This window comes from Leucobacter luti, assembly GCF_004217175.1.
GTDB lineage: Bacteria > Actinomycetota > Actinomycetes > Actinomycetales > Microbacteriaceae > Leucobacter > Leucobacter luti.
Map to the genome: position 1 here is coordinate 369,824 of NZ_SHKI01000004.1, position 14,638 is coordinate 384,461.

Annotated in this window: 14 protein-coding genes; 10 read left to right on the forward strand and 4 right to left on the reverse strand. The window is 68.6% G+C overall.

Translation table 11 applies throughout. The annotated features are described in order from the left end of the window. The first annotated feature begins 69 nt into the window (after positions 1–69). Positions 70–1,365 (forward strand): DUF445 domain-containing protein, encoded by a 1,296-nt coding sequence (locus EV139_RS08075; RefSeq protein WP_130453806.1) that lies wholly within the window; start codon positions 70–72, stop codon positions 1,363–1,365. Positions 1,366–1,573: 208 nt separating this feature from the next. Here EV139_RS08075 and EV139_RS08080 read toward each other — a convergent pair whose 3' ends face one another. After that, entirely contained in the window at positions 1,574–2,212 is a 639-nt protein-coding gene (locus EV139_RS08080; RefSeq protein WP_130453807.1) for a hypothetical protein, read from the reverse strand. Between the two features lie 130 nt (positions 2,213–2,342). On the opposite strand from EV139_RS08080, the gene EV139_RS08085 reads away from it, so the two are divergent. Continuing rightward, the gene (locus EV139_RS08085) at positions 2,343–2,528 is read left to right on the forward strand and encodes a DUF3073 domain-containing protein (protein WP_130453808.1); all 186 of its coding nucleotides are present in this window, start codon (positions 2,343–2,345) and stop codon (positions 2,526–2,528) included. Between the two features lie 346 nt (positions 2,529–2,874). Here EV139_RS08085 and EV139_RS08090 read toward each other — a convergent pair whose 3' ends face one another. The 3 genes from EV139_RS08090 to EV139_RS08100 all read right to left on the reverse strand — a co-directional run bounded on the left by EV139_RS08090 (position 2,875) and on the right by EV139_RS08100 (position 5,294). After that, positions 2,875–3,618 (reverse strand): phosphoglyceromutase, encoded by a 744-nt coding sequence (locus EV139_RS08090; protein WP_130453809.1) that lies wholly within the window; start codon positions 3,616–3,618, stop codon positions 2,875–2,877. Between the two features lie 55 nt (positions 3,619–3,673). Then, entirely contained in the window at positions 3,674–4,807 is a 1,134-nt protein-coding gene (gene ygfZ / locus EV139_RS08095) for a CAF17-like 4Fe-4S cluster assembly/insertion protein YgfZ (protein ID WP_130453810.1), read from the reverse strand. 181 nt (positions 4,808–4,988) lie between these two features. Next, positions 4,989–5,294, reverse strand: coding sequence for a hypothetical protein (locus tag EV139_RS08100; protein WP_130453811.1), 306 nt, complete (start codon positions 5,292–5,294; stop codon positions 4,989–4,991). 165 nt (positions 5,295–5,459) lie between these two features. Here EV139_RS08100 and EV139_RS08105 point away from each other — a divergent pair, with 165 nt between their 5' ends. The 8 genes from EV139_RS08105 (at position 5,460) to pstB (ending at position 14,457) form a co-directional block, all read left to right on the forward strand. Continuing rightward, a complete protein-coding gene (locus tag EV139_RS08105) occupies positions 5,460–6,134 on the forward strand; it encodes a winged helix-turn-helix transcriptional regulator (RefSeq protein WP_130453812.1) in 675 nt (224 codons plus the stop codon). Continuing rightward, on the forward strand, positions 6,131–7,105 hold the full coding sequence (mshD, locus tag EV139_RS08110; RefSeq protein ID WP_130453813.1) for a mycothiol synthase: 975 nt from the start codon (positions 6,131–6,133) through the stop codon (positions 7,103–7,105). Before EV139_RS08105 ends, mshD begins: the two co-directional genes overlap by 4 nt. Then, positions 7,102–9,228, forward strand: a complete 2,127-nt coding sequence (locus EV139_RS08115; protein ID WP_130453814.1) for an RNA degradosome polyphosphate kinase — start codon at positions 7,102–7,104, stop codon at positions 9,226–9,228. Before mshD ends, EV139_RS08115 begins: the two co-directional genes overlap by 4 nt. After that, entirely contained in the window at positions 9,225–10,178 is a 954-nt protein-coding gene (locus tag EV139_RS08120) for an NUDIX hydrolase (protein ID WP_130453815.1), read from the forward strand. Before EV139_RS08115 ends, EV139_RS08120 begins: the two co-directional genes overlap by 4 nt. Before the next feature lie 200 nt (positions 10,179–10,378). Continuing rightward, entirely contained in the window at positions 10,379–11,482 is a 1,104-nt protein-coding gene (gene pstS / locus EV139_RS08125; protein ID WP_130453816.1) for a phosphate ABC transporter substrate-binding protein PstS, read from the forward strand. Between the two features lie 86 nt (positions 11,483–11,568). Then, positions 11,569–12,507 carry a phosphate ABC transporter permease subunit PstC gene (pstC, locus tag EV139_RS08130; protein WP_130453817.1) on the forward strand — a complete coding sequence of 313 codons (939 nt, stop codon included), beginning with the start codon at positions 11,569–11,571 and terminating at the stop codon, positions 12,505–12,507. A 29-nt stretch (positions 12,508–12,536) separates the two neighbouring features. Further along, positions 12,537–13,628, forward strand: a complete 1,092-nt coding sequence (gene pstA, locus EV139_RS08135; RefSeq protein ID WP_130453818.1) for a phosphate ABC transporter permease PstA — start codon at positions 12,537–12,539, stop codon at positions 13,626–13,628. Positions 13,629–13,677: 49 nt separating this feature from the next. Further along, complete coding sequence (pstB, locus tag EV139_RS08140; RefSeq protein WP_130453819.1) at positions 13,678–14,457, forward strand: phosphate ABC transporter ATP-binding protein PstB; 780 nt, start codon at positions 13,678–13,680, stop codon at positions 14,455–14,457. Positions 14,458–14,638: the final 181 nt, after the last annotated feature.

The following is a 14,638-nucleotide window of genomic DNA, read 5'->3' on the forward strand; positions in this document are numbered from 1 at the left end:
GCGCAGAACCGCGCATCCGTTTCCTGAGTACCGTCGCGGGATGCACCTCCGACCCGGGATAATGGCGTCATGCCGCAGCCCCAAACGAGGCGCACCCTCGGTGCCGTCACCCCCGCAGACTTTCAGCGCCTGAGCGATCTGCGGCGGATGCAGGCGATCGCCGTCGGCCTCCTGGTGTTCATGGCGGTGGTGTTCGTCGTCTCGTTCATCCTGCAGGAGCGCTACCCCTGGCTCGGGTACGTGCGCGCCGCAAGCGAGGGCGGCATGGTCGGCGCGCTCGCCGACTGGTTTGCCGTGACGGCGCTGTTCCGCCATCCGCTCGGCATCAAGATTCCCCACACCAACCTCATCTCGAACAAGAAGGACGAGATCGGCGAGGGCCTCGGCTCATTCGTCGAGGAGAACTTCCTCGCCGACGAGGTGGTGCACGAGAAGCTCTCGCGCATCAGCGGCGCGCGCACCGCTGGCGCGTGGCTCTCCGAGCGGCCGAACGCCGAGCGCGTGGGCGAGATGATCGCGAGCGCGGGGCTCGGTGCGCTCACCGTGCTCGACGACGGCGACGTGCAGGAGCTCATTGAGGTGCTGGTGCGACGCCACATCGTCGAGCCCGAGTGGGGGCCGCTTCTGGGCCGCGCGGCGGAGTCGTTCGTGGACGGCGGGCACCACGAGGCGCTGCTCGACATCGCGGCCGGGCGGCTCGAAGAGTGGCTCGTGGGCCACCCGGAAGCGTTCGATCGGGTCGTGTCGTCCCGTCTCCCGTCGTGGGTGCCGAGCATCGTCGACCGCTTCGTGGACAACCGGCTGCACGCGGAGGCCGTGCGCTTCGCGCAGACCGTCGCCGCTGATCCCGAGCATCCGTTCCGCCTCGCCGTGGGCAAGTTCATCGGCGATCTCGCCCGCGATCTGCAGGAGCAGGAGCGGTTGCAGGAGCAGCTCGAGGCATTCAAACACGAGGTGTTCGACAGCCCCCGCATCCGCGCACTCGCCGCGAGCACGTGGGAGACGGCGCGCGCCGCGCTCGTGTCGATGTTTGAGGATCCGGCGAGCGATCTGCGGGTTCGCGTGGTCAGCGCCGCCCAGGACTTCGGGCGCAAGCTTGTCTCGGACGCGACTCTGCAGTACAAGATCGACGTGTGGGTGATGGGCGTGGTCGAGCACCTCGTGAGCCGCTACCGCCACGACCTCGCCGGAGTGATCTCCGAGACCGTGCAGCGCTGGGACGCGCGGGAGGCCGCCGAAAAGATCGAGCTGCAGGTGGGCAAGGATCTGCAGTTCATCCGCATCAACGGCACGGTGGTCGGCTCGCTCGCCGGTCTCGCGATCTACGCGATCGCCACCCTCGTGATCGCGCCGCTCGCCTCCTAACGCCGCGCACGCCCCACCGCGCCAGCGTCAGCACCCGCACCCCACTCACACTCGCGCACGCGCCCGCGCCCGCGCCCGCGCCCGCGCAGGAGATCCGAACTCAGGCGGAGGAAATCCCGTGATTCGGTCCGCCTGAGTTCGGATCTCCTGCGTGAGTTCGGGCGGGCGTGAGCGGTAAGGGGCCGCGCACCGCGGGCCGTGCGCCGAGCTACTCCGCGAACGCGACGGGCAGCAGGATGTCCTGCACCCGGTCCGACGCGGCGGTGTGGTCCGCGCGCGTGGCGATTGCGCACCGGGTCTCGCGGCAGTCGAGGCCGTCCATCACCGGGTCCGGGACCGTGAGCATCGCGGCGAACGCGCCGGTCTCGGGGTCGTCGTAGCCGTGCGTAGCGAACGCGCGCCACGCCCACGCGTCGGTGATCCAGGCGCTCGCGAGCCCCACGGTCGCGTTGGCGTCGCCCGATTCGGCGCCCTCCGGGATCCCGCCGAGGCAGGGGCCGGGCTTCTCGCTGGGCGACTCGGGGATCGCGCAGATCGCGAGGTATATTCCGATACCGGAATCAAAGCCGGTCCCCGAAATCACGAGCGACTCGCCCGGCGTGACCTGATCGAGTTCCGCGGGTGTTCCGTCTGGCGTGGTCGCTTCAAGCGTTCGGGTGCGGCCGTCCGCTCCGGTCGCGCTCACCTCGGATACAAACTCGGTGGGCAGGTTTTGGCCGGATCCGCCAGCGCTCTGGTGCGTCAGGATCGGAATCAGCACGATCAACACGCCCGCGAGCACCAGCACGGCGACGGCGAGCAGCGCGATCAATACGATGCGAAACGTGCGGGGGCGGGAAGGGGTCATACGTTCATCGTATCCGGCCACCGCTTCGGCATCTGGGTCATGCTAGAATCTGCTCCATACGTCTATTTGAATTGGTACTTGCCCCGCGGTGTATATAGCTGCGAGGCCCGAATGTGTAAGGGGGTCACGCATGGGGCGCGGCCGTCAGAAGGCAAAGCACACCAAGGTCGCCAGGGAGCTGAAGTATTTCAGCCCTGACACGAACTACTCGGCGCTTGAGCGAGAGCTCGCATCAGAATCCGAGAAGCATTCGAGCGAGGAATCCTGGGCGGAGTACGCAGACAAGTACAACACCGACGACGAGGACGACGACTAGTTTCGTCGCTCCCTCTCGGCCGGTAGCGTACGGCTTGAGCGGGCACGCATCGCAGTGCGGTGTCGTGTCCGTTCGTTCGTTTGCGCGCCGCATTGGGCAATGCCGCAGTGAAGTGTGCGGGGGCACACCGGGGGAAGACGCCGCGCGTTGACGTGCGCGGCGTCACCCGCGATTTGCCGACCCACTTCCGGTGATCCACGCTGCGCGGACCAGCCGTGCGCGGACGAGCGAACCCGCGAACGCCCGAACGCCCGAACGCCCGAACGCCCGAACGCCGCAGGATACGACTCGGCCCCGCTGCGGTGACGTCCACAGCGGGGCCGAATCGAGCGGCGCGGTCGCGCGGCTAGTGCTTGCCCTGCGCGGCAACCGCGGCGGCGCCGGCGGCGGCGGCCTCGGGATCGAGGTAGCGGCTCGGGCCCGCGGGGGTGCCGTCGGCGTTGATCTCGTACACGAGCGGCATGCCCGTGGGGATGTTGACGCCTGCGATGTCCTCGTCGGAGATGCCATCGAGGTGCTTCACGAGTGCGCGCAGCGAGTTTCCGTGTGCCGTGACGAGCACGGTCTTTCCGGCGTTCAGATCGCCCAGGATCTGCTGCTCCCAGTAGGGAACCAGGCGGTCGATCACGTCTTTGAGGCACTCGGTCTGGGGCTGCGTGCCGTCGATCCCCGCGTAGCGCGGATCGTTCGCCTGCGACCACTCGCTGGCGTCGTCGAGCACCGGCGGCGGGGTGTCGAACGAGCGCCGCCACTCCATGAACTGCTCCTCGCCGTACTTGGCGAGCGTCTCCGCCTTGTCGAGCCCCTGGAGCGCGCCGTAGTGGCGCTCGTTCAGGCGCCAGGACCGCTGCACGGGAATCCACAGCCGGTCCGCGGTGTCGAGCGCGAGGTTCGCGGTCTGGATCGCGCGGCTCAGCACGGAGGTGTGGAGCACGTCGGGCAGAATTCCCGCGGCGGCAAGCTGCTCGCCCGCGCGGGCGGCCTCTCCCCGACCCTGCTCGGTGAGTCGAACGTCAACCCACCCGGTAAAGAGGTTCTTCTGGTTCCATTCGCTCTGGCCGTGGCGAAGCAAGATCAGCGTGTTCGTCATACTCCAAGCCTATCCCGTGCGACCCCACCCGCGCCGCGGGTGCGAGCCCGCGCCGCTAGAGGCGCTTGAGGCGGGGGATCTCGCGCGCCGCTCCGGCGTCTGCGGGCACGATGACCTCCTGCGCCGCCGCGATCGTCTCGGTGACCTCGGCCTTCGCGTCGTCGCCCGTTTCGCCACCGCGCACCTCAAGCTCGGCGTCCTCGGGCACCGAGCGCTTGAGCAGCGCCAGCGCGATGCCGCCCCACTCGTGGTGCAGCGCCGCGCGGGTCACACGTCCGACCGGGCGCGCGTCCGAGTCCGCGGCCGTGCCGGAGAGGTGCACGATCGCGCCCGGCACCGGCAGCTCGCCACGGGAGCCGTCGAGGTGCAACAGCACCAGCCGGCGCGGCGGGTGGCCCAGGTTGTGCACCTTGGCGATGGTCTCCTGGCCCCGGTAGCACCCCTTGGTGAGGTGCACCGAGGTGCGCAGCCAGTCAAACTCGTGCGGGATCGAGCGCTCGTCCACGTCAGCGTGCTGCGTGGGGCGCCAGGCCCGCACCTCGAGCGCGTCGAGCGCGAGCAGGCCGGCCGCGCGCACCTCGCCCGCGCCGACACGGGCCGCGAGGCCCGGGAGCGCTTCGCGCGCAAACACGAACTGCGACGCGGTCCACTCCGCGCCGGCGTGAGCTTCACCGCGCGCGTACTGCACGCCGCCGGGGAGCACCCCGGCCCACGGATCACGCCACTCAGCGGCGGGCCCCGCGGCGCGCAGCAGTTCGGCGGCCGGGCCAGCGAACGCGAGCACGGCGGCGAACTCGTCCGAGGCGTTGCGCACGCTCACGCGCAGCGCGAAGCGCATCCGCGTGAGGAAATCGGTGAGCGGCTCGGCCGACCCTTCGTCGACGAGTAGCCAGGCGCGCTCGCCATCGTCGACGATCCTGATCGCGCGCTCAATGCGCCCGTTCGGGTCGAGCAGCAGCGTCTCGGTGCTCTCGCCCGGTCGCAGCCCGGTCAGCTGCTGGCTCGTCATCGAGTGCAGCCAGCTGAGCCGGTCCTGCCCCTCAACGATTACCACGCCGCGGTGCGACAGGTCGACGATCGCAGCGCCCTCGTCGAGCGCGCGCTGCTCAGCCAACGGCTCGCCGTAGTGTGCGGCCACGCCAAGCTCGGGGACGAGCACCGCCCCCGGGAGTTCGCTGAATCCTGTCATCGGTTCACCGGAGTCCGGGAACTCGGCGCGGTGCTAGCGCTGACCCTTGAAGAGCTTGTAGATGACGGTGCCCGAGATCCAGGCGATCGCGAGCGACGCGAGGCCCAGGAGACCAATGAAGAAGAGTTCCAGCGCAAGCAACATGCTTCAAGTCTACCCGAACCGAGCCGGGATCACCGGGTCAGGAACCGAACAGCAAGTTTGCCACGTCGATCACGGCGATGACGAGCACCGATCCGGCAACGCTAAAGGCGACGCGCGTAATAAACCCGACACGCTGCGCCGTGCCGAGCTGCAGCGCAAAGGTGACGAGCGTGCTCGCCCCCACCGCGAACGCGAGCCAGGCGAACCGGTCGTCCGCCGGGACGAGGATCGTCACGAGCGTGCCGATGATCGCCGCGACCGCCCACGCAATAATGAGGCGCGGAATGTGCCAGGAGTGCGCGTCGGGCATCTCCGGGGCGTCGTCGTGAGTGGGTTCGGTCACGTCGTCATTCTTCCACACTCCGGGAATTGCGCGCCTGACCGGGTCGCAGCACGGCGTACTGTTGCGCGGAGGTTACGCTCGGGCACTCGCGTGAAACGGGTGTGAAACAGTTCCCGACATACACTGGGACTCAGCGTTATAGGGAACGATGAAGGGAGCGACGCGATGCAGCTGCTCTGCCTCACTGATCGCGATCCGGCCGAGTCGTTGCCCGGACTCGACCTGCTGCCGCACGACGTGCGCACGTCGCCGCTGTCGCTCCGGGTGCCGGAAACGCTGGCCGCACGCTACGACGCGCTGCTGATCGACGGCACGCTCGACGCTCGCCGCGCCCGCGCCGCCTGCCTTGGGCTCAAGGCCGGAGCGAACACCCCGCGCGTGGTCATCCTGCCCGAGGTGGCGCTCACCGCGCTCACGGTTGAGTGGGGGGTGAGCGAACTGCTGCTTCCCACCGCGAGTCCCGCGGAAATTGAAGTCCGCCTGCGCCTGCTCGAGCAGCCAGCATCACAATCACCTCCGCCCGCGGTCCAAGCCGCGGGCGTTGTCATTGATGAATCGAATTTCACGGCCAGGCTGTTTGGCCGGCCGCTCGATCTCACCTACAAGGAGTTCGAGCTGCTGCACTTCCTCGCAGGCAACCCCGGCCGCGTGTTCACGCGCGACCAGCTGCTCAGCGAGGTCTGGGGAACCGACTACTTTGGGGGGACACGCACGGTTGACGTGCATGTCCGACGGCTGCGCGCCAAGCTCGGCGACCACGAAGCGCTCATCAGCACGGTGCGCGGCGTGGGGTACGGGTTCGCGCGGTCTCGGATCGACGACGAGGAGGCCCCCGCATGATCACGCTGCACCGACTCGATGCGACCCCCGAGGCGGCACTCGTCGCGGCGCGGTCGGTGATCGCCGAGGCGACGGAGTTCGACGGCGCCTCACCGGTGTCGGATCAGGCGCTGCTCGCCGTGTCGCAGGGGAAGCGCGACCTCGCCCTCTTCGCTGACGCTCCCGGAGCCGAGCGGATCGTCGCGGTGGGGATCGTCGGCGAGGGCGAAGTCGACCTCGCCGTGCGTCCGGACGACCGCGGCCGCGGTGTCGGTACCGCGGCGCTCGCCGCGCTGCTCGATCTGGCCACCGAGGGCTCCGCCGCGCCAGCGGGTGCCGGATCGACGCCCGCCCCGGCGCTGCTCGCGTGGGCGCACGGCGAGAACCCTGCGGCCGAAGCCCTGCTGCGCGGGGCCGGATTCACGCCCGTGCGCTCGCTGTACCGGATGGCACTGGATCCCGCGCTGCTGCCGAGCGACGGCCGCGACCCGCTCGCCACCCCGCTCCCCGACGGACTCTCCCTGCACACCTTCGACGCGGCGCGCGACGCCGCCGAGTGGGTACGCGTGAACGCCGCGGCGTTCGCGAGCCACCCCGAGCAGGGCCGCATTTCTCAGGCGGACTTCGCGCTGATGCGCGAAGAGGCCTGGTTTGACCCCGATGACCTCATCCTGCTCACCGGCGCGCGGGATGAGGTCATCGGTTCTACCTGGGTGAAGACGGTGCGCGAGGGCGACGGCACCGTCGAGACGGAGCTGTACGCGGTGGGAGTCGATCCCGCGCACGCCGGGCGGGGCCTCGGAAAGGCGCTGCTCGACGCAACGCTCGCGCGCATGGCCCAGCACGATCCGGCGCGAGTGACACTCTACGTTGACGGCGAGAACGAGCGCGCCGTGCGCATGTACGAGGCGGCCGGGTTCACCATTGATTCACGCAGTCGCCAGTGGTCACGGGCCACAGTGCCGGATGCAGGTGCCAGAATGGACGCATGAGCGAAGACACGTCGGCGATCTCCACCGATCTCACGCCCCTGCCCGAGGATCGGTACATCGACCGTGAGCTGAGCTGGCTCGCGTTCAACCAGCGCGTGCTCGAACTCGCGGAGGATCCGACGGTGCCGCTGCTTGAGCGCGCCAACTTCCTCGCAATCTTCGCGTCGAACCTCGACGAGTTCTTCATGGTGCGCGTCGCGGGGCTCAAGCGCCGCATTGTCACCGGCCTCGCGGTGCCCACGAACGTGGGCCGGGCGCCGACCGACGTGCTCGCCGACATCAACCGCACCGCGTACGAGCTGCAGCGTCGCCACGCGGCGTGCTTCCGCAACCAGGTGCTCCCCGACCTCGCCGAGGCGGGGATCCGGATCGTGGGCTGGGAGCAGCTCGACGACGCGGATCGCGCGATCCTCACGGACTACTACGAGCAGCGCATCTACCCGGTGCTCATGCCGCTCGCGGTGGACCCGGCGCACCCGTTCCCCTACATTTCGGGGCGCGCGCTCAACCTCTCGATCCGTGTGCGCAACCCGCGCACCGACAAGACCGAGTTCGCCAGGCTCAAGGTGCCGCAGATGATCCCGCGCTACGTGCGCGTCGATCGGCGGGAAAATGAGGAGGACGTGCGGTTCATCCCGCTCGAGGCGCTCATCGCGAACCAGCTCGACGACCTGTTCCCCGGCATGGAGGTCATCGATCACCACGTCTTCCGCGTCACGCGCAACGAGGACATGGAGATCGAGGAGGACGAGACCGAGAACCTGATCCAGGCGCTCGAAAAGGAGCTGCTGCGCCGCCGCTTCGGACCGCCGATCCGCCTCGAGATCTCCGACGACATGGACGCGGCGACGCTTGAGCTGCTCGTGCGCGAGTTCGACATCGACGAGGAGCAGGTCTACACACTGCCGGCGCCGCTCGACCTGAGCGGCCTGTTCGCGCTCGCCCGCATCCCCCGGCCCGATCTCAAGTTCAAGCCGCACATCCCAGTGACGCACCCGCAGTTCCGCACGAACTCGCCCGGAGAAAAGCCGGACACGTTTGCGGCGATCGCGCGGCGCGAGATCCTCGTGCACCACCCGTACGAGTCGTTCTCCACGAGCGTGCAGGCATTCCTTGAGCAGGCGGCGACGGATCCCGATGTGCTCGCGATCAAGCAGACCCTGTACCGCACCTCGGGCGACAGCCCCATCGTGGCGGCGCTCATCAAGGCCGCCGAGGCCGGCAAGCAGGTGCTCGCACTCGTCGAGGTGAAGGCGCGCTTCGACGAGGAGGCGAACATCACCTGGGCGCGCAAGCTTGAGCAGGCGGGCGTGCACGTCGTGTACGGCCTCGTCGGGCTCAAGACGCACTGCAAACTGGTGCAGGTGATCCGCGAGGAGGGCGGCCGGCTCGCCCACTACTGCCACATCGGAACGGGCAACTACAACCCGAAGACGAGCCGCATCTACGAGGACTTCGGCCTGTTCACATCCTCCCCCGAGATCAGCCGCGACGTCACGAAGCTGTTCAACGTGCTCTCCGGCTACGCGATCGAGACCGACTACGACCGGCTGCTCGTCGCGCCGCTGCAGCTGCGCAGCGGGCTGCTCGAACGGATTGAGCGCGAGGCGGACCACGCCCGCGCCGGTCGGCCGAGCGGCATCAAGCTGAAGGCAAACTCGATGGTGGACGAGGCGATCATCGACGCCCTGTACCGCGCCAGCCAGGCGGGCGTGCCGATCCAGGTGTGGGTGCGCGGAATCTGCTCGATCCGCGCCGGGGTGCCGGGCATGTCCGAGAACATTCAGGTGCGCTCGGTGCTCGGCCGGTACCTTGAGCACTCGCGCATCTACGCGTTCGAGAACGACGGCGAGCGCGACGTGTTCATCGGCAGCGCAGACCTGATGCACCGCAACCTCGATCGCCGCATCGAGGTGCTCGTGCGGATCACCGACCGGGAGCACCTCGCCCGCGTCGACCGGTTCTTCGCGTTCGCGTTCAGCGACGACGTGTCGTCCTGGCGCATGCTCCCAGACGGCACGTGGCAGCGCCGCGTGATCAGCGAGGAGGGCGAGCTGCTCCCGGATCTGCAGGATCTCGTGATGCTCGACCGCACCGAGGCGAGGGCCCGGCGAGCCAGGTGAGCGCCGAGATTCTGGCCGCCGGCACCGTCTGCTGGCGGCGGGTGCCGAGCGCGGGCGGGGAGCGGCTGCACGTGCTCCTCATTCACCGCACCAAGCAGCGGGACGTGTCGTTCCCCAAGGGGAAGCTCGACCCGGGTGAGAGCATGCCGCAGGCCGCCGTGCGCGAAACACACGAGGAGACCGGGCTGCGGGTCTCGCTCGGCGTGATGCTCGGCACCATCAACTACAAGCTGAACGGCGGCAGTCGCCGCAAGACGGTGCAGTACTGGGCCGCCGAGGTCACGAGCGAGGCGGCGCTCGCGTCGACGTTCACGCCAAACAACGAGGTGCAGGCGCTCGAGTGGGTCCCCGCGGACGAGGCCCGCGCCCGGCTGAGCTACACAGCCGACCAGGAGCTCTACGACGTGTTTCTGCGTCTCGCCGAGCACGATCTGCTCGACACGTTCTCCGTCACCCTGCTGCGTCACGCGAAGGCGGAGCCGCAGGGGGCCGGCACCCCGGCGGACCACCTGCGCCCGCTCACCGCGGTGGGCACGGAGCAGGCGCAGATCCTGGTCCCGATCCTCGAAGCGTTCGGGCCACAGCGGCTCCGCTCGTCAACCGCGCGGCGCTGCCTCGAGACGATCGCGCCGCTCGCCAAGCGACTCAACAAGCGGGTGCGCGTCACCGAGGCGCTGAGCCAGGACTTCTGGGACGCCGGCGATCTGTCCCTCACGCGCAAGCTCGTGGGCAAGATTGTGAAACAGGGGAAGAACACCGTGATCTGCAGCCACCTCCCCGTGCTGCCGGATCTGGCGCGCGAGCTCGTGCTCGCAACGGGGAGCGTCCCCGGCGACTACCTGACGGCGTCGGCAGCGCTTCCGCCCGCCGGATTCTCGGTGTTTCACCTGTCCCGAACACGGCCGGGCGCAGGGATCCTCGCGGTTGAGACGTACCCGCTGAAGCACTGAGTAGGGCACTCGTGCGGCCGGATGCTGAATCCGCGGTAACGATTGGGTACCGACGCCAGCGGTGGGGTCTCTCGCGCGCTCCCGCGCGTTCACCCGTTGTTCACCCGCTGGCAGACCGCGCTTCACGAAGCCCGCATAGCGTGGGGATGTAGCCAGGAACGGCTACCACCCCATCCGCTCTCAGATTGGATCACACCCAAGTGAAGCTCTCAGCACTCACCAAGGTCGCAGCTATCGGCGGTCTCGCCGCACTCACGCTGACCTCCTGCGCCGCGAACGAGTCGGGGACGGCCACGCCGACCGACGGCGGCTCCGCTTCTTCGCTCTCGGGCGAGCTCGTTGGTGCGGGCGCCTCGTCGCAGGGTTCTGCGCAGGAAGCCTGGGTTGCCGGATTCCAGACCACGCACGCAGACGTCACGATCAACTACGATCCGACCGGCTCCGGCGCGGGCCGCGAGACGTTCCAGCAGGGCGCGAGCGCGTTCGCTGGCTCGGACCGCGCGTTCAAGGCCGAGGAGATCACCGCCGGCCCGTTCGAGGCCTGCGCACCCGACACCGGCATCGTTGAGTTCCCCGCCTACATCTCCCCGATCGCGCTGATCTTCAACGTCGAGGGTGTCGACTCGCTGCAGCTCGACGCTCCCACGGTCGCGAAGATCTTCTCGGGCGCGATCACCACCTGGAACGATCCGGCGATCGCCGCGCAGAACGAGGGCGTTACGCTGCCCGATACGAACATCACGGCGGTGCACCGCTCGGACGAGTCGGGCACCACCGGGAACTTCACCGACTACCTCGCCGAGGCAGCGCCGAGCGACTGGACCGTCGGCTCGATCGAGTCCTGGCCCACCGAGTTCGGCGGCGAGGGCGCCCAGGGCACCTCGGGCGTCGTCGAGGCCGTCACCAACGGCGTTGGCACCATCGGCTACGCCGATGCCTCGCGCGCCGGCGACCTCGGCACGGTCGAGATCAAGGTCGGCGACGAGTACGTCGCGTACTCCCCCGAGGCCGCCGCCGCAATCGTCGACGCATCCCCCCTCGAGGACGGCCGCACCGACCACGACCTCGCGATCAAGCTCGACCGCACCTCCACCGAGGCCGGCGTGTACCCGATCGTGCTCGTGAGCTACCTCATCGGCTGCGAGAGCTACGCCGACCCGGCGAACTCCGAGCTCGTCAAGGAGTACTTCACCTACATCGTCAGCGAAGAGGGCCAGCAGGTCGCCGCAGACGCCGCGGGCTCCGCCCCGATCTCGTCGGACCTCCGCGACAAGATCACCCCGGCGATCGCCGCAATCAGCTAGTCCGCAGCGTGCGGGGCGCGGCTCACGCCGCGCCCCGCACGTCGGGTAGCCTCATCACACACACCCGCTACAACCCAGGAGCCTGAGTGAGCGTCGCCTCCGCCCCATCAAAGCCGGTACTGAGCCTCGGCGATCGCGTCTTCTCGCGGTCGGCGCTCTTCGCGGGCAGCATGATCCTCGTCACCCTCGCCGCCGTCGCGATCTTCCTGATCGTGCGCAGCCTCCCGGCATTCGTCGCCACCGACGAGACCGCCTCGCTGCTCAGCAGCAACTTCTGGGCGTACGTTGGCCCCCTGGTCTTCGGCACCGTGTGGGCGGCAACGCTCGCGCTCGCGATCTCGCTGCCGCTCGCGATCGGAATCGCCCTCTTCATCTCGCACTACGCGCCCCGCCAGCTGGCACAGGTGCTCGGCTACGTCGTGGATCTCCTCGCGGCGGTTCCGAGCGTCGTGTTCGGCCTGTGGGGCATCGGCGTGCTCGCCCCCGCCGCGCAGCCGATCTACGCCTGGCTCAACGATCACCTCGGCTGGATCCCGCTCTTCGGCGGCGTCGTGACCGGAACCGGCCGCACGATCCTCACCGCGTCCCTCGTGCTCGCGGTGATGATCCTCCCGATCATGACCGCGATCTGCCGCGAGATCTTCCTGCAGGCCCCCATGCTCCACAAGGAGGCGGCGCTCGCGCTCGGCGCCACGCGCTGGGAGATGATCCGCCTCGCGGTGCTCCCGTTCGGTCGCCCCGGCATCATCTCCGCCGCGATGCTCGGCCTCGGTCGCGCCCTCGGCGAGACCATGGCTGTCGCGATGGTGCTCTCCGCCACCGGCATCGTCAGTTTCCGGCTACTCACCTCCGAGAACCCGTCGACGATCGCGGCGAACATCGCGCTCGCGTTCCCGGAAGCCTACGGCGAGAACATCAACGTGCTCATCGCCACCGGCCTGATCCTCTTCGTGGTCACCTTCCTCGTCAACGCGCTGGCACGGTGGATCATTAGCCGCCGCGCAGAGTTCTCGGCCGCAAACTGATGCTGCAGCAGTCTGAACGGAAAGAAAAGATGAGCACACCCGTGGCACTCACCGTCCGTCCCGTCAACGCGGGATCGGCCCTGGCCGGCAACCGGCTCTCACGCGCCACCCCGTGGATCGTGCTCGCCGCGAGCCTCGTCGGTGCGTTCGCGCTGTTCGGTCTCCTCGCGGCCGCGACCGGCGGCGCGTTCTCGCTCGTCGGCGCGATCATCGTGGGCGCACTCGCCTACGTCGCGGTCATCACGATCCTCTCCGGCTTCGTCGAGGGCCGGCGCCAGGCGGTCGACCGCTGCATCACCGCATTCGTCACGGGCGCGTTCCTGCTCGCCATGGTGCCGCTCGTCTCCGTCGCGATCACGGTCGTGAACAACGGCATCGCCCGCTTCGACGCCGAGTTCTTCTCCTCGTCGATGCGCAACGTCACCGGCGAGGGCGGCGGCGCCCTCCACGCGATGATCGGCACGCTGCTCATCACGCTCGCGGCCACGATCATCTCCGTGCCGCTCGGGCTCATGACCTCGATCTACCTGGTCGAGTACGGTCAGGGCCGCCTCGCGAAGATCATCACCTTCCTCGTCGACGTGATGACGGGCATCCCGTCGATCGTCGCCGGCCTGTTCGCGTTCGCCCTGTTCGCGGTGTTCCTCGGGCCGGGCATCCGCATGGGTATCGTCGGCGCGGTCGCGCTCTCGGTGCTCATGATCCCGGTCGTGGTGCGTTCAAGCGAGGAGATGCTCCGCCTCGTCCCGAACGAACTGCGCGAAGCGTCGTACGCGCTCGGCGTGCCCAAGTGGCGCACGATCCTGAAGATCGTGCTCCCCACCTCGATCGCCGGCATCACCACCGGCGTGATGCTCTCGATCGCCCGCGTGATCGGCGAGACCGCACCGCTGCTCATCACCGCCGGCTTCACCGCCTCGATGAACTACAACCTGTTCTCGGACCGCATGCAGTCGCTGCCGGTGTACGTGTACACGCAGTTCGCAAACCAGGGCAATCCGGCCTTCGCGTTCATGGAACGCGCCTGGGCCGCCGCCCTCCTCCTCATCCTGATCGTCATGGCGCTCAACCTCTTCGCACGCCTCATCGCGAAGTGGTTCTCCCCCAAGTTCGGCCGCTAGCGCGAGCCGCACTTTCCGCCGACCCGCCCCCAAAGGAAAGACACACCGCATGTCGAAGCGCATCGAGGTCTCCGACCTCAACGTCTACTACTCGAAGTTCAAGGCCGTCGAGGGGGTCACGATGAACATCGAGCCCCGCAGCGTCACCGCGTTCATCGGCCCCTCCGGCTGCGGAAAATCAACCTTCCTCCGCACGCTCAACCGCATGCACGAGGCGATCCCCGGCGCGCGCGTCGAGGGCGAGGTACTGCTCGACGGCGAAGACCTGTACGGCGCCGGCGTGGATCCGGTGCTCGTGCGCCGCCAGGTGGGCATGGTGTTCCAGCGCCCAAACCCGTTCCCCACGATGTCGATCCGCGAGAACGTGCTCGCGGGGGTGCGGCTCAATAACCGCAAGATGTCGAAGGGCGATGCCGAGGCGCTCGTTGAGAAGTCGCTCTCGGGCGCAAACCTGTGGAACGAGGTGAAGGACCGCCTCGACAAGCCCGGATCCGGGCTCTCGGGCGGCCAGCAGCAGCGACTGTGCATCGCGCGCGCGATCGCGGTCTCCCCCGAGGTGCTCCTCATGGACGAGCCCTGCTCGGCGCTCGACCCGATCTCGACGCTCGCGATCGAGGACCTCATCGACCAGCTCAAGCAGGAGTACACGATCGTGATCGTGACCCACAACATGCAGCAGGCCTCGCGCGTCTCCGACCGCACCGCGTTCTTCAACATCGCCGGGACCGGCAAGCCGGGCAAGCTCATCGAGTACGACGACACCTCCACCATGTTCTCCACCCCGTCCGTGCAGGCGACTGAGGACTACGTCTCAGGTCGCTTCGGGTAATCTTCCAGGGTGGGATCGCATGCCTCGCAGAGGCAGCGGAGCCCCGCAGAAACCGGGCGCGGGTCGATGGATTCAGGGGGAATCCGCCGGCCCGCGTTCTTTATGCCCGGGAGTCGCCTCGGCACCACTTGCCGCGCGGGCACGCTCGGGCGTACTGTTACGCCGTGACCACCACCTCGGG

What these genes read in the sequence shown, in the direction of transcription:
- EV139_RS08075 (WP_130453806.1), top strand. Translation starts at nt 70, where the DNA reads ATGCCGCAGCCCCAAACGAGGCGCACCCTCGGTGCCGTCACCCCCGCA.
- EV139_RS08080 (WP_130453807.1), bottom strand. Translation starts at nt 2,212, where the DNA reads ATGACCCCTTCCCGCCCCCGCACGTTTCGCATCGTATTGATCGCGCTG.
- EV139_RS08085 (WP_130453808.1), top strand. Translation starts at nt 2,343, where the DNA reads ATGGGGCGCGGCCGTCAGAAGGCAAAGCACACCAAGGTCGCCAGGGAG.
- EV139_RS08090 (WP_130453809.1), bottom strand. Translation starts at nt 3,618, where the DNA reads ATGACGAACACGCTGATCTTGCTTCGCCACGGCCAGAGCGAATGGAAC.
- ygfZ (WP_130453810.1), bottom strand. Translation starts at nt 4,807, where the DNA reads ATGACAGGATTCAGCGAACTCCCGGGGGCGGTGCTCGTCCCCGAGCTT.
- EV139_RS08105 (WP_130453812.1), top strand. Translation starts at nt 5,460, where the DNA reads ATGCAGCTGCTCTGCCTCACTGATCGCGATCCGGCCGAGTCGTTGCCC.
- mshD (WP_130453813.1), top strand. Translation starts at nt 6,131, where the DNA reads ATGATCACGCTGCACCGACTCGATGCGACCCCCGAGGCGGCACTCGTC.
- EV139_RS08115 (WP_130453814.1), top strand. Translation starts at nt 7,102, where the DNA reads ATGAGCGAAGACACGTCGGCGATCTCCACCGATCTCACGCCCCTGCCC.
- pstA (WP_130453818.1), top strand. Translation starts at nt 12,537, where the DNA reads ATGAGCACACCCGTGGCACTCACCGTCCGTCCCGTCAACGCGGGATCG.
- pstB (WP_130453819.1), top strand. Translation starts at nt 13,678, where the DNA reads ATGTCGAAGCGCATCGAGGTCTCCGACCTCAACGTCTACTACTCGAAG.